General features: G+C 39.7%; 22 protein-coding genes. 13 read left to right on the forward strand and 9 right to left on the reverse strand.

Annotated features, from left to right (window positions below; genetic code table 11):
- Window positions 1-122: 122 nt before the first annotated feature.
- Window positions 123-401, reverse strand: a complete 279-nt coding sequence (locus tag QW284_08120) for a 50S ribosomal protein L35ae (protein ID MEM0339630.1) — start codon at window positions 399-401, stop codon at window positions 123-125.
- Window positions 402-535: 134 nt separating this feature from the next.
- A complete protein-coding gene (locus tag QW284_08125; GenBank protein ID MEM0339631.1) occupies window positions 536-1,198 on the reverse strand; it encodes a Snf7 family protein in 663 nt (220 codons plus the stop codon).
- A gap of 173 nt (window positions 1,199-1,371) precedes the next feature.
- Between QW284_08125 and QW284_08130 the strand changes: the two genes are divergently transcribed.
- The 10 genes from QW284_08130 to mch all read left to right on the forward strand — a co-directional run bounded on the left by QW284_08130 (window position 1,372) and on the right by mch (window position 12,869).
- Window positions 1,372-1,962, forward strand: coding sequence for an adenylate kinase family protein (locus QW284_08130; protein MEM0339632.1), 591 nt, complete (start codon window positions 1,372-1,374; stop codon window positions 1,960-1,962).
- A gap of 110 nt (window positions 1,963-2,072) precedes the next feature.
- Window positions 2,073-2,372, forward strand: coding sequence for a hypothetical protein (locus QW284_08135; GenBank protein MEM0339633.1), 300 nt, complete (start codon window positions 2,073-2,075; stop codon window positions 2,370-2,372).
- A 7-nt stretch (window positions 2,373-2,379) separates the two neighbouring features.
- Window positions 2,380-3,390 carry a hypothetical protein gene (locus QW284_08140; protein MEM0339634.1) on the forward strand — a complete coding sequence of 337 codons (1,011 nt, stop codon included), beginning with the start codon at window positions 2,380-2,382 and terminating at the stop codon, window positions 3,388-3,390.
- Between the two features lie 322 nt (window positions 3,391-3,712).
- Complete coding sequence (locus QW284_08145; GenBank protein MEM0339635.1) at window positions 3,713-4,828, forward strand: sugar phosphate isomerase/epimerase family protein; 1,116 nt, start codon at window positions 3,713-3,715, stop codon at window positions 4,826-4,828.
- A 908-nt stretch (window positions 4,829-5,736) separates the two neighbouring features.
- Complete coding sequence (locus QW284_08150; GenBank protein MEM0339636.1) at window positions 5,737-6,648, forward strand: methylene-tetrahydromethanopterin dehydrogenase N-terminal domain-containing protein; 912 nt, start codon at window positions 5,737-5,739, stop codon at window positions 6,646-6,648.
- A 17-nt stretch (window positions 6,649-6,665) separates the two neighbouring features.
- A complete protein-coding gene (fhcD, locus tag QW284_08155; GenBank protein ID MEM0339637.1) occupies window positions 6,666-7,595 on the forward strand; it encodes a formylmethanofuran--tetrahydromethanopterin N-formyltransferase in 930 nt (309 codons plus the stop codon).
- A 6-nt stretch (window positions 7,596-7,601) separates the two neighbouring features.
- Window positions 7,602-9,329, forward strand: coding sequence for a formylmethanofuran dehydrogenase subunit B (locus QW284_08160; GenBank protein MEM0339638.1), 1,728 nt, complete (start codon window positions 7,602-7,604; stop codon window positions 9,327-9,329).
- Window positions 9,326-11,047: a formylmethanofuran dehydrogenase subunit A gene (locus tag QW284_08165; GenBank protein ID MEM0339639.1), complete on the forward strand. Its 1,722-nt coding sequence runs from the start codon at window positions 9,326-9,328 to the stop codon at window positions 11,045-11,047. The genes QW284_08160 and QW284_08165 overlap by 4 nt, the downstream gene beginning before the upstream one ends.
- Window positions 11,048-11,052: 5 nt before the next feature.
- A complete protein-coding gene (locus QW284_08170) occupies window positions 11,053-11,901 on the forward strand; it encodes a formylmethanofuran dehydrogenase subunit C (GenBank protein MEM0339640.1) in 849 nt (282 codons plus the stop codon).
- Complete coding sequence (mch, locus tag QW284_08175) at window positions 11,898-12,869, forward strand: methenyltetrahydromethanopterin cyclohydrolase (protein MEM0339641.1); 972 nt, start codon at window positions 11,898-11,900, stop codon at window positions 12,867-12,869. The genes QW284_08170 and mch overlap by 4 nt, the downstream gene beginning before the upstream one ends.
- Window positions 12,870-12,884: 15 nt before the next feature.
- Here mch and QW284_08180 read toward each other — a convergent pair whose 3' ends face one another.
- Complete coding sequence (locus tag QW284_08180; GenBank protein MEM0339642.1) at window positions 12,885-13,538, reverse strand: hypothetical protein; 654 nt, start codon at window positions 13,536-13,538, stop codon at window positions 12,885-12,887.
- Window positions 13,535-14,611 carry a hydantoinase/oxoprolinase family protein gene (locus QW284_08185; GenBank protein MEM0339643.1) on the reverse strand — a complete coding sequence of 359 codons (1,077 nt, stop codon included), beginning with the start codon at window positions 14,609-14,611 and terminating at the stop codon, window positions 13,535-13,537. Before QW284_08185 ends, QW284_08180 begins: the two co-directional genes overlap by 4 nt.
- A 238-nt stretch (window positions 14,612-14,849) precedes the next feature.
- Between QW284_08185 and QW284_08190 the strand changes: the two genes are divergently transcribed.
- Window positions 14,850-15,695 (forward strand): sulfide/dihydroorotate dehydrogenase-like FAD/NAD-binding protein, encoded by an 846-nt coding sequence (locus QW284_08190; GenBank protein MEM0339644.1) that lies wholly within the window; start codon window positions 14,850-14,852, stop codon window positions 15,693-15,695.
- A 3-nt stretch (window positions 15,696-15,698) separates the two neighbouring features.
- Window positions 15,699-17,075, forward strand: coding sequence for an NADPH-dependent glutamate synthase (gene gltA / locus QW284_08195; GenBank protein MEM0339645.1), 1,377 nt, complete (start codon window positions 15,699-15,701; stop codon window positions 17,073-17,075).
- A gap of 297 nt (window positions 17,076-17,372) precedes the next feature.
- Here the strand turns inward: gltA and QW284_08200 are convergent, their stop codons facing one another.
- The 5 genes from QW284_08200 to QW284_08220 all read right to left on the reverse strand — a co-directional run bounded on the left by QW284_08200 (window position 17,373) and on the right by QW284_08220 (window position 21,668).
- Window positions 17,373-18,332 carry a biotin--[acetyl-CoA-carboxylase] ligase gene (locus QW284_08200; protein ID MEM0339646.1) on the reverse strand — a complete coding sequence of 320 codons (960 nt, stop codon included), beginning with the start codon at window positions 18,330-18,332 and terminating at the stop codon, window positions 17,373-17,375.
- Window positions 18,333-18,349: 17 nt separating this feature from the next.
- Entirely contained in the window at window positions 18,350-18,955 is a 606-nt protein-coding gene (locus tag QW284_08205) for a hypothetical protein (GenBank protein MEM0339647.1), read from the reverse strand.
- Complete coding sequence (locus QW284_08210; protein MEM0339648.1) at window positions 18,952-20,268, reverse strand: ATP-binding cassette domain-containing protein; 1,317 nt, start codon at window positions 20,266-20,268, stop codon at window positions 18,952-18,954. The genes QW284_08205 and QW284_08210 overlap by 4 nt, the downstream gene beginning before the upstream one ends.
- The gene (locus tag QW284_08215; protein MEM0339649.1) at window positions 20,210-20,875 is read right to left on the reverse strand and encodes a biotin transporter BioY; all 666 of its coding nucleotides are present in this window, start codon (window positions 20,873-20,875) and stop codon (window positions 20,210-20,212) included. The genes QW284_08210 and QW284_08215 overlap by 59 nt, the downstream gene beginning before the upstream one ends.
- A 322-nt stretch (window positions 20,876-21,197) precedes the next feature.
- Entirely contained in the window at window positions 21,198-21,668 is a 471-nt protein-coding gene (locus QW284_08220) for an NUDIX hydrolase (protein ID MEM0339650.1), read from the reverse strand.
- 269 nt (window positions 21,669-21,937) lie between these two features.
- Between QW284_08220 and QW284_08225 the strand changes: the two genes are divergently transcribed.
- Window positions 21,938-22,798: a hypothetical protein gene (locus QW284_08225; GenBank protein ID MEM0339651.1), complete on the forward strand. Its 861-nt coding sequence runs from the start codon at window positions 21,938-21,940 to the stop codon at window positions 22,796-22,798.
- Window positions 22,799-22,924: the final 126 nt, after the last annotated feature.

The following is a 22,924-nucleotide window of genomic DNA, read 5'->3' on the forward strand; positions in this document are numbered from 1 at the left end:
CATATGGTATTATATAGCCAAACAGATTTATAACTAGATACACAGCTAATTTAATGGATGATGAGAACCCGGCAAAAATGAATATGTGATTAGTCAGAGTTGCTCTGACAAACACTAAATACTCAGCGCTTAACAATCTCAGTTAATGCCCCAATTGCTTGGCCGGGTAGGTTTCTGCTGAACTTGGCTATTGCGACAGAGTTCCTGAAACTGTGTATCTTCACTATTCTCCCATTGTAAATGTTTCCATATTTATCCACAACCCTAATCTTTGCACCAACTAGACTTCCCACCGTTTTTACATCAGCAAGGAGCTGCACCAGAACATGATCATTGTACTGTCTTCCACCACCTCTCCTAAAACCTTTAATTATTCCGAAGACCTTCAAACTACTGTTCAATGTGGCTCACCCACATCTAGTATGAGGTGTGCCAGCTACATTGATGTAGATGAGGGCGTGTCAACAAGAAAATGGATTTGGAGGAGAAAAAAGCTTTGCTACTAATTCAAAAACATTGAATTAATTAGATTTGTTTATGCTGATCCAGTTGCTGGTGCTGTAGCTTTTTGAGCGGCTGATGTAATTGCTGATGGGAGCTCTGGGAACTTCTCCTTCATTCTCTGCTCTGCTATCACCCTAGCCTCGTCTAATATCTTTCTAGCCTCTGGCGTTGTGTATACGTCTCCCGCTGGTAGTCCAAGCGCTTCTCCAGCTGATATTACAACATCTCTCAGACCCTCCTCGACCTCTGATAACTCAAGGGACATCTCAGGCATTATACCCTTTATTATTCCTCTTAACTCCCTTATAACACCTACAACAGGTATTAGACCAGACATAACGTCACCCATTGTAATCACAGTGTCTAGTCGTAGAGCCACTTGTTCAAGTGCTACTTGAGTTATTGTCAGCTGCTTTACCATTTTTCTTATCTCTGCTATTTCATTTGCATACATAGCTGCTCTAACTTCATCACCTTGTGTAAGGGCATCGACAACCCTCTCAAATAGTGTTCTGTCTCTCTCCCTAAGCCTCTCAACAAATACCTCTAATCTGCTTACCATGGCCCTTATCTTGTAGTCTGCCATGACCAGCTTCTGCTTTATAGGCTCCTTCTTCCTGAAGAGATCCTTAAATTTCTCACCAACTGATGGGCCTCCAGCCCATCTTTTTTCGAAGTCAGACATTGAGACCATGTGTTTTTCCCGAGAATCAATATACTAATGAATTATAGTATATAAGGGTCTGGGCAAATTGCTCTAATTATTCCACTAGCATTCTTGAATGGTATGGCGATAGATGATGTTAAAAGGCTTAAAGCTTTATAAATCCTATTTTTGAGGCATAGACGATTTTTAGCTGGTTATCTATGAGATCAATTGGCATATCTGGGGTTCCAGGAACTGGAAAATCCCAGCTTGCAAAGAGACTATCGCAATACCTGGGTATCGAGGTTGTAGAGCTTAGTGAGTTCGCCATAAGAAACAACTATGTGATTGCATACGATGATAATAGAAGTAGCTATATAATAGATGAGGAAAGGTTGAGCATGGCAGTCGAGGAGATGGTTAAGGAGAAGGGGCCCATTATAATAGTTGGGCACTATATAGAGATTGTACCGAAAAATGTTCTAGAAGTTGCTTTAGTTCTCAGAAGAAACCCCCTCGAAATTATAAAAGTACTTGAAAACAGAGGGTGGAGCCCCAGAAAAATAGCCGAAAATGTTGAGGCAGAACTTGTTGGTATATGTACAGCAAATGCCATTGAAGAGTTTGGAGAGGATATTGTAATAGAAATCGACTCAACATCAAAAACAGTTGATGATCTCGCGAAAGAGGCTATCGACATAATCTTCGGTGATAAACCAACATACTATGGATACTCAATAGACTGGACATCAAAACTATCAGATGAGGATCTACAGACACTACTACATTTTATTGAAATGTATAGAGAATAGTTCTTTTACTAACATTCTCTTCATTTGTGTAAAAAGCGATAGACTAAGACACGCAATAATTGGTTGCCGAAGTACTTTATATATACCCCACGTAGCTAGCGGGTGAGGCCATGGTAAGAAAGCTTTATAGACAAGGCGATGTAATATTAGAAAAAGTTATGGATTTGAGTAATAATAACATAGAGATGCTTCGCTGTGAAAAGGTAAGCGATAGGCTTGAGATAGTAAGTGAGATAGGGCATAGACATTTGCTGGAGGCAGAGGTCTATAGGGGTTATCGAACCTATGTTGTTGTAAGAAAGCAGGCAATGATGATGCACGACCAGCATCCTCCAGTTGTTGTAGAGCCTGGGATCTATGAATTGAGGTTTGTTAGAGATTGGCTATTAGATGCTAGACCAATTGACTAAGCCGCTGATGAGGACCAATGATATGGGTTCGAAATTCATTCATATAGGCTTTGGCATACCATATGAAAGAAACTATGAGGTATTGCAATGCGATAGAATAACATCTATTTGTGCGAAAAGAAGGGAATACGTAAACGCAATATTCATAGCTAGGGCATATGTTGTTAATAAGCTGTTTAGGAGTGTGTTCTCTGTGCTACCGATACAGAGTATTCATAGCTATAGGTATAGTGGTAGAGAATATTACGTTTATAGCTATAGCGATTCACTTGTTAGCTTAATTGAAAAGCTAATTGACTTTGCATATACTGTCCATAAATATTGTAACACCAGATCATGTTATCTAACGATACTAAACGATGTTGTATCTAGTTGCCTTAATAGTATAGAGAAATGCATAGAGCACATAGATAACTGGATGGGATACATCAATAAAGTTACAACCAATTTGAGTAGTGGAGGAAGAAAAGCACTATATACGAGATTCTCAAAGAGAATGGCAAAAGTGCTAAACAAATTCTATGAGTATTTCCCACAAGGCTTTGAAATACCACTGTTCATAACCAGTTATGAATGCTACAAAGACACTCAAACAGTTCTCGAAAAATTCTTTGGAAAAGAAGTTAGCGAGAGATATGCAAACAGGATATGCAGAGACAACTCAGTATACCTATTAGCAAGAGACGACATATTTGCAATAACTAGCTCAAAAACAAAAAGACAAGATAACTGTTTTACGAATGACCACAACATGCAATGTATATTCATAGATGACTACAGTGAAACAAACGGTTATATAATATTCAAGCTTGTCAATGCCGAGGTGCAAGAAGACAAGGTTTCAAGGATTAGATGGGTAGCTCTACTAGGATATGACAAAACGGCAAAGCAGATATTCTTACACTACGTGCCAAGAACGCTAGTATTACATGGAGCGGAGACATGCAGAAAATGGCTACTGGGAATAGCTGATGACTTTGGTGTTGAAAGAGATGAATATGAAGTAATAGAAGTGTAGATATTGGATTTCTACATACCTGCATAAGATTTTGCATAGATGGTCGTTTCATCTCTAGATCCTGCAACATATTACGTAGTACAGTTTTTCTCTAAAGCCTATAAGGCTTACTAAGTAATTTCCTTGGGAGCTTCTTTAAAGGTTGTACATAATCTCATATGAGGCTGTAGTCCAGGTTTTGGACATGAATGTTTTCTCTAAATAACCAAGACATATAAGACATATTCAAACATATGAACTTTGCCATAATTATTTAATTCTCGACATGTGAGGCAAAACTTTAAAATTTTGTTCTATTGCTATTACCATTTAGGTGAATCTATTGGCTTTGTTTGAGCTTTTGAATAAATTGAATGAATTTAGAGGATTTTTAGAGGGAGAGGCTATAGATAAGTTTCTAGACACCTTTAACATAAAGTTTGGCAGTGGCACCTGGGCTGCTGGTGGATTTAGCGATAGATTTATGGCTAGAGGCTATTTCCCTGATCTTTCATCTGATGTTATATCAAGAATTGAGAGAATAAAGAAGGCTGGGATAAGAGCTTTCGTCCCAATAAATGTTGAATTTCTTGATGAAAACTATGAAATAAAGTGGGATCTTGTAGACAGGGTTTTGGACTATAGCAAGAAGAATAATATGGTTATTGCAGGTCTCGCGCTAGATCTTTCAGGAATTCCAGAACTTAAAATGGGCTCTATAACAAATCCTGATCCCAATCTTAGGAAAAAGGCTATAAGGATCATTGTTGAAAGCATGGAAATTGCAAAAAGATTTGGAGTTGATGTCGTGTCTTTCTGGCCTGGTCAAGATGGTTGGGATTATAGCTTTGAGGTAAACTATGGAAAGAAGCTTGCCGTTTTTATGGATGGTTTGAGGGAGCTTGGAGAAGAGGCTTTAAAGAGGGGTTTAAAGCTTTGTATAGAGGCAAAGCTTAAAGAGCCTAAAGAAGGCAACATGATTATGCCCACAACACACGTAGCTATGGTAATCGCAAAGAAGATAAATGAAGATTTTGGTAAAGATGTTGTTGGAATAACAATAGACTACGGCCATGAGCTTATGTACGCTGTCGAGCCAGCGTATACGGTGTATCTTGCAAAATACTTTAACGTTCCTCTACTATCAATTCATATAAATACAGCTAAAACACATAGCAACGATGAGGATAGGGTTGTTGGAACAGGCGATGTATGGATGTTTATAGATTTTCTCTATGCAACAATAGATACAGGATACAATGGATGGTACATATTAGATCAATTCACATACAGAATGAATCCCGTAGACGGTATGAAATTATCAAAAGTGTTCTTCGTAAATGCTATGAAAAAAGCATTAGAGATCTACAGACACAGAGATGAGCTTGAGAAGGCTAGGGAGATTGGAGATCAATCAAAAATTTTAGAAATGGTAGGAAAAATTCTGTACAACCTCTAAACAAGCTCTATTAATTATCTTAATTAGACCGTGAAATTCAATATATTTTTAAATTCAAGTACAAAAGGTTTGGATAATGTTAGCTAAACAGCATGTTCTCGGCTGATCGGTGTGCGTTATTTCTTGGAGGAATTATATGGAATTTGTATCATTATCAGCGTCAGATTCAGATACCTAAAATTTTTCGTTAAAAAAGTTTATTGATACTGGTTTCGACAAGACGTTTGAGATCTCATAAAAAGTATTGTGCAACTTCTCATCCAGATTACTGTGAGTATCGTGCTGGTGAAACGTTTGCTATGCTTTTAAAGTATTTAAAGAAAAATATTTTCTATGCATCGTAAGTGATAGTTCTTTAGGAACCTCAGATACAAGTCTAGCTCCACAGAAACTTGCTAAGATTAGAAAGTTGGAGCAGGAAGAGTTAGCCGAGTTTAGGGTGAAAAGATTTTTAGCTAAGATATAAAGATATGGTTATATACCACATAATAAAAAGGCTAGAGCAAAGCTAGTATACCATTTATAAGACCTCTAGATGAACCGCTCTTCGCCGAGGGGAGTGCAGTGAAACACTCCCGCAGGCGGGGAGAAGGGGATGAAAAACCGTGATGAGCCTGAGGGTGGCTATAAATGACCATAAAACACCATAAACAAACACTCTCGGGTGAACGGCTAGAACCAAGCTGTATAGTTACACGTCCAACAAATGCCATATGTGTTTAGAACTTTGGAAAATATTGTGGAATGGCTCGTGATTTAGTGTTTACAAAATTTATTGAAATGCTTAGTGAAGGGGCAGAACCATTAAATAGTAGTTACAATAGTACAATAGATGTTTCTAGTTTTTAAACAGCAAAATTTTTAAATACTATCATAATAATTATTGATTACCATACCTAGGTGTGTCTATGTCTTTGCAGCAACCAAAGTTGGTGTTCCTATTTCTGGATACAGATAAGCATGTAAGTCCTTTTGAGCCTCTAATGGTCGTAGATCTATTTCCAGATGCACATATATTACTATATGGTGGTGTAGAGCCGCAGGATGTTCAGAGAATTGTTCAAGACGCTATGTTTCCCAGGGGTCCAAAAGGTGTTAGATTCACTAAAATGTTTATAGGTGGATATGATGTGGAGAAGGTTGAGAAAATTGTTGAGGCAGTCAAAAAAACTATGTTCCCACCCTTCGAATTCTCCGTAGTTATAGACCCTAGAGGAGCTAACACAACAGCAGCCGCAGCCATTGCAAAAATATATCAAATTTGTATTAAACATGGATTTGGAGATTTTAAAAACAAGAATGTTGCAATCCTAGCTGGGACAGGGCCTGTTGGAATGGTTGCAGCATCTATTTTTGGTACTGAGGGTGCCAAGGTCTATATAACTTCTCGTAGCTTAGAAAAGGCAGTTGCTGTTGCAAATAGGGTTAATAAGGAGCTTGGATTTGAGGCGGTATATGGTGTTAAAGCTCATAGCCAAGATGAGATGTGCAAAGCTATTGAGAATGCAGATCTTGTTTTAGCTGGTGGAGCTGCTGGTGTCAGGCTTTTGAATCTTGATACCCTTAAAGGTTGTGGAAAGAGGGTGAGGGTTGTTGCGGATGTTAATGCTGTTCCTCCAACAGGTATTGAGGGATTGGAGCCAAATGATGAGGATAAAGAGGTTGTTCCAGGTGTTTATGGTGTTGGCGCTTTGAGAATAGGAGCTTTAAAGAATAAGATATTGGCTGAGTTGTTTAAACGAGCCGTAGAAGCGCCGAAGGGCTTTTTTGAACATAAAGCTGCTTGGGAAATAGCAAAGCAGTTGATTGTAAGTAAGTAAAGTAGTTGGTGTGGTATTTGCTTCAGATAGGTTCTGTAGTTATTGAAGATACATTTGCAGAAGCATTTCCAATGTATGCAACAAGGGTTATTATCACAGCAAAAAGTTTTAGATGGGCTTTAACAGCTGCCAGAGTTGCAACAGGTTTTGGCACATCTGTCATAGCATCTCCTGGAGAGTGTGGTATAGAAACAATTCTATCACCTAGAATAACACCCGATTCAAGACCAGGTGTGACAATTCAAATATATCATACAGATCCTGCAAATCTTAAGTTGGTAACAATTACTAGAATAGGGCAATGCATTTTAACAGCCCCAACAACGGCTGTATTCAACGGTTTGCCAAAAGCTAAAAGAAAAATGGGTATTGGAAAAGCTCTTGCAAAATTTGGCGACGGTTTTGAAAAAGAGGATACACTTTATGGTAGAAAAGTTTGGAGAATACCTGTTATGGAGGGGGAATTCATAGTTGAGGATAGCATAGGTATTGTAAAAGGGGTTGCTGGTGGGAATATACTTATCCTTGCTAAAGATAGTGATGCAGGTTTAGAGGCTGCTGTAAAAGCTGTTAAAGCCATTAGAAAATATGTCAGAGGTGTTATAACGCCATTCCCAGGAGGGATAGTTAGATCAGGATCGAAGGTAGGGTCGTTAAAATACCCAAAGCTTAGAGCAACAACAAATCATCTGTACTGCCCAACACTTAAAAACATTGTTAAAGACTCTAAGGTTCCACCAGAGGTTAACAGCGTATATGAGATCGTGATAAATGGTTTAAAGAGAGAATTTGTTCTTAAGGCAATGGGCATAGCGATAAAGGCTGCCTCAACAGTTCCAGGAGTGGTGAAAATAGATGCTGGTAACTATGGAGGTAAGTTAGGGCCTTATCCATTATATCTGAGAGAGGCTTTGGAGATGGTCAAAAATGTTGATGTAAGGGTTTAGATGGCAATGCCAAAAGTATATACCTTAGTTACAGGTAGAACCATAGGTCAAGGAGTTTGGATGGAGAGTGAAGGTAAATGGTCAGAAAAGTATAGAGATGCTGTAGCATATGCCGAGATGAATCCAGATGATATTAAGGAGCTTGGGGCGGTAGATACAATCAAGATAACATCTAGCTATGGATCAATAGTGCTATCTGTAAAACCCAGTGATAAAGTGAGGAGAGGAGCAGTATTCATACCGATGGGTCCTTGGGCAAACTTTATAGTAGATTCAGATACAGATGGAACTGGCATACCGTATTTCAAAAGTACAAAAGTTGTTGTGGAACCTTCCCAAGAGCCAAAAACGACCTTAGCTGATATCCTAAAAAATCTTAATGCCAAAGTTCTAGAGGTTCCAATGACAGATTTAGAGATTAGATTAGGTGAGAAGAAAGTTTTCAACAATGTTACATGCCCATTCTGTGGAGATCTTTGTGACTATCTATCTATAGAGGTTAGTGGAACAAAAATTATTAGGAATGTTGGTGGATGCTCAATATCTATTGCAAAGTTTCTTAACTACTACAAACACAGAATTTTAAAGCCATATATAAGGAATGACAATAGATTCGTTGAAGTAGATTTGGAGAAAGCCATTGAGAAAGCAACTGAAATTCTTGTAAACTCAAAGTATCCTCTAATCTACGGTCTTTCAAATACATGTGTAGAGGCTATAGATATTGCTGTAGAAATTGCAGAGGTTGTCCACGGAGCCATAGACAACACTTCAGTTGTTTGTCACGGCCCAACAATTCTAGCTGCTCAGGAAACAGGTACTGTCACATCAACTTTTGCACCAATACTTCATCTAGCAGATGTAATAGTTTTTTGGGGCTGTAATCCTAGAGAGGCTCATCAAAACCATATCACAAGGCTTGTAATGTCTAAGGGGAGGTTTATTGAGGGTAGGAAGCAGAGAAAGATTATAGTAATAGATGTTAGGAAGACTATGACAGCAGAACTAGCAGATATGTTCATACAAGTTGAGCCTGGAAAAGACCTGGAGCTTCTAAGGGCTTTGAGAATGGCTATAAAAGATCTTGAGATAGAGGCTCCTGTTGTTGCGGGGGTTCCAAAGGAAAAGGTGCTAGAGTTGGCAGATATTTTAAGGACAGCTAGATACGGTGTTGTATTCTTTGGCATGGGTCTCACGCAAAATGATGCAAGGTATAAGAATATTGAGGAGGCAATAAAGCTTGTTCAAGATCTTAATGAATGGACAAAATTTGTTCTACTCCCAATGAGAGGGCACTTCAATGTTACTGGAGCTAATCAGGTTCTTCTATGGAATACAGGTTACCCTTATTCAGTTGACTTTACAAGAGGGTTCCCAAGAATGTACATAGGCGTTACATCTGCAGTTGATTTGCTCTCCAATGGGGATGTAGACGCTGCTTTGATAATAGCTTCAGACCCCGCTGCGCACTTTCCAAGGAAAGCCATTGAACACCTTTCCAAAATATCTGTAGTGGTTATTGATGCTAAATGGTCTCTCACTACATCATTTGCAGATGTTGTTATACCAGCTGGTTTAACTGGTATAGAGTGTGAGGGTACAGCATATAGAATGGATGGCATGACAATATACATGAAGAAGGTTTTAGATCCGCCACCAGGAGTTTTATGCGATAGGGAAGTTCTTGAGATGCTTCTTGAAAAGATTAAGGAGTTGAAGGGGCTGAGGACATGAGTATGTTACTTATAAAAAATGGCATTGTATTTGACCCCTTGAATAACATTAAAGGAGAAGTAATGGATATAGCAGTGAAGAACGGCAAAATTGTTGATCCAAAGGAAATCGATGAAAAAAGTGCCATTGTTATAGACGCTAAGAACAAGGTTGTCATGGCTGGTGGAATAGATATCCACTCACATATTGCTGGGCCAAAAGTCAATGTTGGTAGGATGATAAGACCAGAAGACCACTATTTAACTAATAACCCGCATAGACTACCTTATAGAAGAGCTGAAACAGGAATCACAGTACCAAATGTATATAGAATTGGCTATGGTTATGCAAAACTTGGCTACACATTTGTTGTAGAGCCCGCAACACCACCTATAAAAACTAGACACACACATCACGAGCTCAACTCTATTCCAATCATAGACAAAGCTGCATATGTTCTTGTAGACTCTAACTGGATTGCATTAGACTTAATTAAAGAGGAGAAAAAAGATCTTCTAACAGCCTATTTAGCATGGCTTCTCTACGCAACAAAAACATATGCATTAAAGCTTGTTGACCCTGGCTCTGATGTTTCATGGGTTCTCAGAGGAAGAGGTATAGACATAGATGAGGAAATACCGCACTACGGCATGACACCAAAAGATATAATAGCATCTATAGCTGAAGCTGCACAGATATTGAACATTCCCCACAAAGTCCACATACACTGTAACAGACTTGGGTATCCAGGAAACTATATAACAACGCTAAAAACCGTGAACATCTCTTCAACAATCAGAAAAATTTCTCCTGGACCATCAATGCACATAACACATGTACAATTCACAGGATACAAAGGAGATTCCTGGGCAACACTAGAAAGCGGTGGCGAGGATATAGCAAAAGAGCTGAACAAAAATCCTGATATAACATTGGATTTGGGGCAGGTAATATTGGGAAGAACAGCAACAACAATGACAGCTGATGCACCATTTGAATTTGTATTGTACCATTTAACTAGATGGAAATGGGCTAGCAGCGATACTGAAATAGATGCTGCATCTGGCATAGTCCCATATAGGTATAGAAAGAAGAGTTATGTCAACACCATTCAGTGGGTTATAGGCTTGGAGATAGCTCTTCTAGCAAAAGACTTGTGGAGAGTTTTCATAACAACAGATCATCCAAATGCTGGAACATTCTTTGACTATCCAAAGATATTTGCATGGCTTGTAAGTAAAAAAGCTAGGGAGGATATGATGAAGGAAGTCAACCAAAGGGCATTGAAGCGTTCTGCCCTACCCTCTATAGATAGAGAATATACCTTATACGACATCGCAATTCTTACTAGAGCATCTCCTGCAAAACTTCTTGGACTAGAGAAGATAAAGGGTCATCTTGGTGTGGGTGCAGATGCAGATATAGCTATATATGATATCAATCCATTTGAGGTTGATATATCTAAAAACTATGAGGTTGTCACAAAAGCTTTTAGCAGAGCTTGGATAGTTATTAAGGGAGGTGAAATTGTTGTTAAAGATGGGGAAGTTGTTAATACAGTTTATGGAAGAACGTTCTATGTTAAGCCAGAGATTCCAGAGGATGTAGAGAAGGACCTGATGAACTATCTGCAGCCAAGATTCAAGGAACTTTACACAGTTACATTAGAGAATTTTGTTATTAGGGAAAAGGAGATTAGAAACCCATTTGAGGTAAAGATTAAAACTTATTTGAGGTGATTACAATGAGTTATGTCCTCAAGCTAAAATACTCACCAAAAGTATTGGTTGACGCCAGAAACATTTCGCCAGATAAATTTGCTGGCAAGACTCTAAATGAGATAAAGAAGCTTAAGATACTTGAAGGAGGTTATGAAACGACAATAGAAAGTATATTCGATGTTGATGGGCCGTCTCAAGCACCTCAAGATATTAAATCTATTGAGATAACAATTGAGGGTGGCTCAAACAAGCTGTGTTTTATAGGCTATAGGATGAGTGGAGGAAAGGTAGTCATAAAAGGTGGCGCAGGACACTTCACAGGATATAAAATGAGTGGAGGAACAATTGTTGTACATGGAAGTGTTAGAGACTATTTAGGATGCAAAATGAAGGGTGGGGTAATAGAGGTTTTTGGCGATGCTGGTCACAGAATTGGGAGTAAGCTTCATGGTGAAAAATCTGGAAAAGGTATGAGAGGTGGAACAATCACCATACACGGTAATGCCGGCTCGTATGTTGGGTGGGGTGCTGGTGGTGGAACAATTGTTATTGACAAAAATGCAAAAAACTTTGTTGGCTCTGATATCGCTGGAGCTGTAGTTGTTGTTAAAGGTTCTGCTGGTATATATCCCGGATTTGGTATGTCTAGTGGTAGAGTTGTTATTGGCGGTAGGATAGAGTCTATGGCTCCTAGCTTCTACATAGATTCTATTATACCGTCTCTAAAGGTTAGGGGGATAGCATTTAACAAGCCGTTTGCTACATTCATAGGAGATGTTATCTCTGGTGGGAGAGGATTATTGCAAATATCATATGAAGACAACAAAGATTTTGTGGATTTATATAAAAACCTTTTGGAGGAGTCTATATGAGCCTTGTTAAGATTCCTTCAAAACCCATGAACAAACTAGCTATGCAGATAGTTTCAGATGCTATCTCAAGAGAGAAAGAGCTTAACATAGTTGTTACGAAAGTTGGCGGGGCTACTGTTATTGATGCAGGCGTCAAGACTTTTGGTAGTCTAGAAGCTGGTTTAGTTGTATCAAAAATTTGCTTAGGTGGATTAGCAGATGTATATACAACGCATTTCCAAATTGCTGACATATTTCTACAGGCAGTTGCAGTCTCTACAGACTATCCAATAGAGTCTTGTATGGCATCTCAATTAGCTGGCTGGAGAATACAAGTAAAAGACTTTTTCGCAAATGGGAGCGGACCTGCAAGAGCTCTTGCAAGAAAGCCTAAGAAGCTGTTTGACTATCTAGGCTATGTAGAGCAATCAGATGAAGCTGTAATAGTTCTTGAAACAGATAGATATCCATTTGAAGAAGTTGTTGAATACATATCAAATGAAGTTAATGTGTCTCCACAGAACTTGTATATAGTCTTAGTCTCTCCTGCAAGCATAGCTGGAAGCCTGCAGGTTAGCGCTAGAATAGTTGAAACCGGCATATTTAAACTGCATAGCATTGGCTTCAACATAAAAACCATTAGATATGGCTTTGGAGTTTGCCCGATAGCACCTTTACATCCAGACCCACTTGTAATGGCTGGTAGAACAAATGATATGCTACTTTATGCGGGCTCAACATTCTATATAGTCGACTTCGATGATGATCAAAAACTCAGAGAATTCGTTGAAAAAGCCCCGAGTTCTGCATCTAAAGACTATGGAAAGTCGTTTACAGAGCTTGTAAAGATATATGGCTGGGACTTTCTATACAAAGTAGATCCGCAGATATTTGCACCTGCTGTTATAGTTGTAAACAATGTTAGAACAGGCTCAACATTTAAGGCAGGGGCTATAAACCTTGAAATAATTAGGAAGGTGTATTCGTAGTATACATCCCCAAGCCTAACACATCACTGTTGTGTATTCCCCCTCAACACCCTTGACAATATCCTTTAAAATCCAAGGCTTTTTCACATTGAATATTGCAACCTTTATGCAAAGGTTTTCAACAAGTTTTGCAACATATTCGTCAACAACATTTTGAGTAATTTTCTCAAAATCTTCAGCTCTAATCCTCTTAATCAACCCTCCTCTAGCATCCTTAACACCATCAACCACCTTTCCTAGGCATACAAGCCCACACCCTATTTTAGATGCTATGAAAATTGCTATAGAGTCGCTTGTAACGCTCCAGCTATGTGGAAGCTCATCAAATTTTCTCAAAATTGTATATGGCATTACAATAGGTATTCTATTATTTGATAGAATGAAGCTAATATCTTCTATGCTATAAGCCTCTTCAAATAACGGGCTAAAACTCTTTATGTATGTTCCGTAAAGCTCCATAGCCTTTATAGCCATCCAATGGGCTGTATCATTGTCAAATCCGATCTCTTTTTGAATATCTCTGATAAGGTCTGCAAATATGCTTCCACCTGGCAAAATAACAACTCTAATTCTATCTCTATGAAGATCTTCAATTTCTTTAACAAGACTTTTTAAAGAATTTGCATCCTTTATTAAATGACCTGAAATTTTTATAACGATACAGTTCATTTATTCAAAACCTCTTCGGCCACCATAGCAGCTACAGCATATGATGGAAAAACAGATGCTATTCCATATCCAACAACATCGTCTATATCGATAACCTCTCTAAAGCCTGCTCTTCTACACGCCTCCACAGCTATATGCTTACCAATACCTGCTACAATAGCTTTAAAATCATCTAGCCTAATCTTTTGTGATGCAAGCCAGCTTCTTATCTGCATAAGAGCTTCGAAGACTTTAAACACTTGCACTTCATAAATGTATCTAGCTATCTCAATAACCTCTTCAACACTAAGCATCTTGGCATCTGCACAAGGAACTCTAGCTATTCTCGCAACTGCCTCTTCAAAGCTTCTCCCCCTTCCATCAGCTGTTTCTGTGGAATACTCATCACTTTTTATATACCCTAAAACAAGATGTACATCACCTGACAATGCAAATCTCTCCGAAGAGACCCTGGCAAAAAATCCTTTATACGGAACTTTATCGACTATAGCACATACATTAGTTCTCAGAACACCTGTGTAAACAAGCTCTCCATACACAAGCTTTTCGGGATCTGTATAGCCTCTCGTAAATGTTTTCCCATCTACAATTGGTATAATCGTGGTTGTTGTACTCCCAATATCCACGAAAACAATGTTTCTATAACCTTTCTCAACAGCTATTCTCTCTAAAAGCCATGCAGATGCGACCCAATTAGAAGCTGCAAACATCATTGGATTCTTTAAAACATCTTCGAAAACCTTTAAATCCATGTCAAGAGACACAAAATAATTCTCTATAGAATCGCTAAAAACACTTTCAACTAATTCAGCAATACTCATAACACCAACATCTTTAGATACAAAAACATCGCTTAACTCAGCAGTCATTGAAGCACCTACATAATACTCCCCCGATCTAACACCAAACCTCATTCTAATATCCTTTAAAATACTAGCTATAGACCTTGGACCCAAAATCCAAATAGGGTTGTATACCCTTACAACATCTTTAACGGCAAAAGAGCCATTTTCGTATAGAACCTTAACAGCTTTTATATTAGCCCCGCCAATATCAAGTCCAATGAAGATCATTTTTGACAACCCACCCCAAATATTTCTAGCTTTGGAACTTATATCAATATAGCTATTTAAGAATCGTTTAAACAACATCTTTGCTTTATAATGGTCTCTAATAAAATCTCTTAGAAATTATCAATATAATTGTCTGGTTTTAAAACATTTTAACCAAAACTTTTATTTAAAGGTTTGTGCTCCTCTTGAATATAGCTAATTGGTATCGTCAAGCTTGTGCATTGTGCAGGTGAAGATGATGAGTTTCGAAATAATCGGTAAGAAGAGTCTTGCTGAAGGTATTGTGGAGATGGATGTCCATGCCCCTAGAGTTGCCTGTTCTGCGAGACCTGGCCAATTTGTTATTGTTATGGCATGCGAAGAGTGTGAGAGAATACCTCTCACACTTGTTGACTGGAGCTGTAGGGATGGATGGATTAGACTCGTTTTCCAGGAGGTTGGTGTGTCAACATATAAACTTGGTATGATGAATGTGGGTGATAGGCTTTATCATGTTGTTGGACCCTTGGGCAACCCTACACATGTTGAGAAATTTGGTGTTGTCGCTGTTGTTGCTGGTGGTGTTGCTATAGCGGCCGCATATCCGATTGCCAGGGCTTTTAGAGAAGCTGGCAATATTGTCGTGTCTTTTATTGGTGCAAGAACCTCTAGGCTACTCATATACAGAGACTACATTACAAAGATTAGCGATGAGATGCATATCTCCACTGACGATGGTTCTGAGGGCTTCAAAGGATTTGTTACGCAGCTTCTTGAAAAAAGGTTTGCAGAGGGCTTCAAGCCAAATCTTGTATGGGTTGTTGGTCCTGCACCAATGATGAGAAGCTGTAGTGTTGTGACAAAACGGTTTGAGATTAAGACTATTGCCAGCTTGAATCCTATTATGGTTTGTGGCATGGGCATGTGTGGTGCTTGTAGGGTTCGCATTAAAAACGAGATTAGATTCACATGCGTTGATGGACCCGAATTCGATGCGTGGGATGTGGACTGGGACGAGCTGATCCAAAGGCTTTCTGCCTATCGAGAGGAAGAGTCCTATGCATTGAAGCTGTTTTTAGAGAGTAGGAAGGTTAAAGGTGGATAAAGGATGGTTAAGCCAAAAACAAGAATACCAATCCCTAAAAGACCTGCTGAAGAGAGGATAAAAGATTTCAACGAGGTAGCTATAGGCTATACAGAAAAGGAGGCTGTTGAGGAGGCTAGTAGATGTATTCAGTGCCCCGACAAACCATGTGTAACTGGTTGCCCTGTCGGGGTAGACATTCCAAGGTTTATAAAATTTGTTAGAGAGAAGAAGTTTGAAGAGGCATACAAAGTTATAAAAGAGAAATGCCCAATACCAGCAATAACAGGGAGGGTGTGCCCCCAGGAGAAGCAATGCGAAAAGATGTGCAGACTTGCAAAAATCGGTCAACCAATTGCTATAGGCGCTCTAGAGAGATTTGCTGCTGATTGGGCTAGAGAGCACGGGATAAGCATTGACGAGAAGCCTAATCAGCTTATGGGTAAAAGTATTGCAGTTGTTGGCTCTGGACCAGCTGGGATTGTAGTAGCCTCAGATCTCGCTAGACTTGGGTACCAGGTAACAGTCTTCGAGGCACTTCACGTTCCAGGGGGCGTTCTAGTATATGGGATACCAGAATTCAGACTACCCAAGAAGATTGTGTATGAGGAGCTCAAGAACCTCAAGGATATTGGAGTTAATATAGAGACAGGAGTTATTGTTGGAAAGACTATAACTGTTTATGATCTTCTAAAAGAATTCGACGCTGTGTTTATTGGAAGTGGTGCTGGAAATCCAAAGTTCCTTAACATACCTGGCGAAAACCTTGGAAGAATATACACAGCAAACGAATATCTAACAAGAGTCAATCTAATGAAGGCATACATGTTCCCAGCCTACGACACACCAATTCACAGAGGAAAAAGAGTTGCCGTAATAGGCGGCGGGAACACAGCAATGGATGCTGCTAGAACTGCTCTGAGGCTAGGGGCAGAGGAAGTATACGTAGTCTACAGAAGAACAAGAAGGGAGATGCCAGCTAGAGAAGAAGAGATCGCTAATGCTGAGGAAGAGGGCATAAAATTCCTCTTCCTAGTACAGCCAGTAGAGTTTTTGGGAAAGTCAAAGGTTGAAGCTCTAAAGCTTGAAAAGATGAAGCTTGGAGAACCAGATGAAACTGGCAGACCAAGACCAATACCAACAGGAGAAACAATAACAATAGACATAGACATAGCAATTACAGCAATAGGGTTTAATCCCAATCCCCTCATACCAAAAATGACGCCAGAGATAAAGATCGATAAACATGGAAGGATAATTGTAGACAAAGAGGCTAGAACAACTATGCCTAGGGTGTATGCAGGAGGGGATATAGTAATTGGAGAGGGAACAGTAATAGAGGCAATGGGGTGGGGAAGAATTGCTGCAAAAACAATACACAAAGACCTTACAACAGCATAGCAAACATCACTAACACCTTTTCTCATTATTCTGTATTCTAGGTATATGTAGTAACTACATATTTAATGCAAATTGGTCTTCTGGCCTTATTTTATGAAGCTATATATCATAGTCTATAACTGGTATCTTTAAACAAGAAGATTTTATAATTTGAAAAGCTTTGAAGTCACTAAATTTCTATGTGTTAATCGGCTATAGTTCCTAAGAATTTATTGTTATAGTACAGACATTTTATTATAAGATAGACATTCACATGTTTCAATGTTGGTACTAATGATAATAATTTTCTTTTCTGGGCTATGTATTAATCAGATGTATGACATCTCCAACATATACTTTGGTTATGGTATTCTCTTTCGTTCTTATTCTTAGAGCTCCATCATCCTCTATATCTTCTGCAACGCCCTCTATTTCTTGATTAAATGATATTACCTTTACTTTTCTACCTATTGTTGATGAGAGTTTTCTCCACTCATTTAAAATTTCTTTTTCCTCTTGTCTAAGCCTTGTATAGACAATGTCAGTATTCTTGATTATGTTGATTAGAAGTGGTATCCTGGGTATGTCAGAACCCATGACCTTCTTTAATGTTGTTGCCGTGTCCAAGAGGTGGTGAGGAAGATCATTATTGACATTGACACCTATGCCAAGAACTATATGGCGAATCTGATCAGCTTCTAAAACACCTTCTATGAGTATTCCAGCGACCTTCTTTTCACTAACCAGAACATCGTTTGGCCACTTAACCCTTGCCTCGATATCAAGCAGACTTTTTATAGCCTTTGCAACAGCAACAGATGAGGCAAGGCTTAGTAGATGCATGTTTCTAAGATGCTTTGGCTTGAGAATTATTGAGAGCCATAGCCCCCCTCTAGACGCTATCCATTGCCTGCCCATCCTGCCTCTTCCACGCTTAAGCTCCTCAGCAATGACGACAGTACCCTCTGGAGCACCACTAGACGCTAGGGCATGTGCTACATCTTGTGTTGAGTCGCACGAGTCTAGATAGTGTATATAGTATCTAAGGCTTGTGTCAATGAACTCGACATATCTATGTGCATGTGAAATATTGTCGAGGTCGGCAAGTCTATAGCCGAGCTTCGGATGAATCTCAACTATAAAGCCTTTGGAGATAAGCCTCTTAATAGCTCTGTTAATAGTTGCTCTTGAAACCCCCAGGTACTTGGCTATCGAGGCTCCAGATACATAACCTCTGCTCATCAGAAGAATCCTCAAAACCTCGTCCTCAATCGCCATGCACCAAACCCGAGATATTATCTTTGCCTGTCTAATCTAAGAATTTTTGACCTCGTTAAAATAGCTTCTACACTCTGTATAGAGGAGTAGAGAGCCAGGAATAGAAACGCCTTTACAGATAATACAAAAGTTTCAATCCTATCTAGATAGGAGTTGCAAGGCAGGTTATTTCTGTATAGCCTGTATATAAATGTCCACTGCATGGGAAGAGACTTCAGCATTTTCACTGATAGTGCTAGGGATATGCCCAACGTTGGGGATAGCCTATATGAAAACTCTAAGAGCTTCGGTATGTTTACACAGCTTATCAAAGATATTGATACTGTTGCAACAGCAGCAATTCTGAGAATGTTTATAAGGATAATGCTGACATCTACAAAGCCGATCACAATGAATTGAATGATAGATGCGAGTAGCGTGTAGATAGTAGCAAGAGGTGTAACAACCTTTGCAACACTGGCTAGCGCCCCTAGATTTATAAAGATCGACGATACGATGACGGCGACGAGGATGGCGAGTAGAAGCTGTGTGTTGCTAAGCATCGATACAGCTATTGCTATCGCAACTGCAACAGATATTGCTTGTATTGGATGCAGAGTCTTTCTACAGGAAGTGCCGCTCAATTACCATTCCCATTCAATGGTTTTACAACACCATCATCAATTATATAAACCTTGTGAAGCCTCTTCGCAAAATCTAGGTCATGTGATGCCACAAGAATTGCCTTGTCTTCCTCAAGCATGTTGTTAAATGATTTTAGCATAGACTCCCTAGCTATGCAGTCAAGCCCTAGCGTGGGCTCGTCAACTATAATCACATCGGCTTTTGATATATATGCTAGTGCCAGCGACAATAGCCTTGCCTTTCCAATGCTAAGACTGTAAACATTTCTATACATTTCATTGCCTAGTCCAAACATCTCCAAGACATTTTCTACGCTATCTCTAAACCTGTGTCTATTGGCGAAAAGCTTTGCAACTCCTTCTACAGTGTCGCTTGGGAACCAGTAGACAGGGTTTTGAGGAATAACAAAAATCTTCTTTTCTCTGTAGACAGCCACCCTACCACTAGACGGCTTTATGATGCCGGCCAACACATTTAACAGTGTTGTTTTTCCCGATCCGTTTCTACCAACAATTGCCACAGCCTCCCCAAGACCCACTGAAATGCTGGCCCCCTTGAGAATATGTCTGCCGCTGAGCACAACACCTATGTTCTCGGCCGATATAACTGCATCTCCTGTGCCAACGCCTCTAAGAATCGTATTTCCACTGCATGTAAATGGTGTTTTCCCAATCTCTATAAAGATGTTGCAGAACCTCTTAACGAGGTCTATCCGATGATCAACCAACATTATGGCGACGCCATTCCTTTTAGCAAAAACCTTTAAGTAGTTGAAGACCTCTTCTATGCTCCACCAATCGATATGTGAAGATGGCTCGTCTATGGCTATAAGCTTAGCACCACCTGCCAGTGCCGAGTAGAGTAGGAATCTGTATAGCTGGCCATCAGAAAGCCTGCTAATATCTCTATCTAGATTAGGACCGCAATCGCATTTGTCTATCCCTAGGATTGCAAGCTCTTCTCTAGGGGTAGAAGCTATGAAGAAACTGTAAACATCTTGGGGAACATATGCTACAAGCCCTCTACGCAAAGCCTCTGACGGGCTCAGCCCACAGACTCTGACACTACCTTCAACTCTAAACCCTTTGTACAGCTCCTGCAAAACACCTGTAACAACCTTGAGAAGAGTTGTCTTGCCGGAGCCTGTTGGACCAAAAACGCATGCAACATCACCTTCGCCAATACTTAGCGAGACCTCCTTCAAAATCTGTGTTTCTCTAAACCAAACAGACAGATTGTTAACATCGAGGATTCTACCCGAAGACAATGCCCCTGCCCTCGAAATATCTAGCCAAAGCCTTTGCAACGGCAACTGCAATCACATGGTCCATGAGCATATCCTGCGGAACAAAAACAGCTACTGTGGCAATGAACAGTACTAGAATCTTGTTTCCAGAAACACCAACAAAGCTAGCAATTTTCGAAGCCCAATTAAACAAATTGGCATTGGATAGGACATACCATGTGAAGACAGCAAAACCCAGGATATAGACTGGTAGGACAGCCACAGCAGATAGCAAAACCAGAGAAACAGCATCTCTAAAACCGATATCGCTCAATCTAATGCTTCTCCTCCTAAGATAGAACCTCGATAAGATGCTCATCAAGAGAGATGCAATTGGGAAACCAGTTATATAGCCGCCTGTAGGCCCAATCAAAACATACAGTCCACCTCTAAACCCAGCTGCAACAGGCAGGCCAACAGCAATCAAAAGAATGTACAGAGACTGGGAAAACAATGCGTATTTTGGTGGCAGAAGCAGACCAGATAAGATAATCCCCACATTCTGCATGGTGTATGGGACAGGCCCTAGATAGAAACTTGCCTGAGCCATTATACCAGTTACAACAGCTAGCACAACAGATACAACAAGGTAGTAGACCTTCTCACCTATAGACATTGTTCTGTTGTCGTTCATTGGTATCACTATATGAAACAGTTCAAGATGGAGATATATAAGACTTTCGAAAGTATATCAATGTATAGATGAAACCGTTTCAAATTGAACAGATAGGAAGTAGTACTACGATAAGCCAAACCCAGTACAGCTAAAGCCGGGGCTTAGTCGCACAATAACCACATGGCATGTCACAACATTGTATATGAGGGCTCAGCAACATAACTACAACATAACTATAAAGCAGTACCACCAAAGATTGTGCAACCTCGGCTATGCAAATGATAGCCGACAACAGAAACAGTATTGTATCCCTTTCTATTGATTATCATTCACAACATTTTTATAATTGTTGTTGCAAAGGAAGAAAACAATTCTCTTTCTCGATAAGTTTTTTAACAAGAGTCTTTGTTGTGATGGTTACATCATCTCTCCTCAAAACATCTTCTAGAGGGGTCCAGGATACATTAACAGCGTCTCCGCCTGGCCTTATCTCACCTTGGATACTGTTTTGATCAAATAGAACATCTAGAATGACGTAGTGATACTGAACCCTCCCAAATTCATCCTTTGTAACAGCGTTATAAACATCTATAATACCTATGGGCTTAGCCCTTATGCCAGTCTCTTCCTCAAGTTCTCTAACAGCTGCCTCAGCAATGTCTTCCCCAGCCTCTATAGCCCCACCAGGTACAGACCAAAAACCTGCTCTCGGTGGATAACCCCTTTTAACAAGAAGAATCTTGCCATCTCTAATAACAACACATCCAACTGCTGCAATAGCATAATGCGGATAGACTCTATTGCTTATCACAATCAACACCAAATCACGGCAACGCACCTAATAATCTCTCTAGACTTTTAAACTCTTATCCATATCAACCCTAAACCCAAAAATTCTCTAGATCAGATGCTCACAATGCACACATCTTCATAGATGCTACGGAGCCAACACAAATTCCATTGCTTACATTAATCAATATACCACAGCTCAGTATTGCAGTGGCTGTGGTGAGCAAAATGCTTATTTTTCTAAGAAGCTAATTCATTTTATAAGTTGTGGGGTTTGTTGGGCTGTGCTAGATGTGTGCAGCATCAACTACTAGCAACAGTAGCCTCAAGAGCGGGTTTCTACGTTTGCTTAGAGAAGATGAGGAGTTTAGGTATGCTGTAGCTGGTTTGCTTGGCCTAGACACTATCCTAAGCGAGTTGAAAAAACTAAGAGAAGACTTTCTCATTTTCGTTAAGGAGCAGGAGAGGAGGTGGGAGGAGAATAATAGGCGTTGGGAAGAAAATAACAGAAAATGGGAGGAAAACAGCAAGAGGTGGGAGGAGGCATACAAGAGGTTTGAGGCTATAGAAAATGAGTTGAAGGCTCTTAGAGAGGATCAGAAGAGGCTTTGGGAAGAGAGTAGGAGGATTTGGGAGGAGATCCACAAGATCTGGCAAGAGATAAAATTAATGAGAAAAGATTATGAAGATCTTCGAAAAGATGTTGTAACGTTGAAAAAAGATGTCGATGTATTGAAACGCGATATGAGATCAGTCAAAAAATCTATTCAGAGAATTGACACAACTATTAATAGACTTGCCATATCTATTGAGGATGAGGCAAACGAGTTTATTAGTTACCTCTTAAAGCAAAGAGGAATAGATATAAAGACTGAGCCTAGTGTTATTGGTCAAAGAGAATTTGATGTCTATGGAACTAATGGTGTTATAACGGTTGTTGGAGAGGCTAAGACAAGGGCAGGGGCTAAGACTGCTAGAAAACTTATTGAGAGAGTTGAGGAAGCTAGAAAAATTCAGCCAGAGAAATTTCCAGGAAAAACAATTGTAGTGATATACTGTATGAGAGCAACACCAGATGCCATAGAAGAGGCTAGCAGACTAGGTATATGGGTTATTGAATCAGGCAAAGAGAGAACACAGCTGGGTATGTAGCCGTTTGTCTCTAGAGGGTCATCCCATGTATTTTATGGCTTTTTATGGTCGCCTCTAGGGGCTTCTACCTCGTCCAGAGGACTCTCCCAGCCCATCTCATGGGCTCATGAGTGGCTGTCGAGGTGA

The organism is Ignisphaera sp., assembly GCA_038735125.1.
GTDB lineage: Archaea > Thermoproteota > Thermoprotei_A > Sulfolobales > Ignisphaeraceae > Ignisphaera.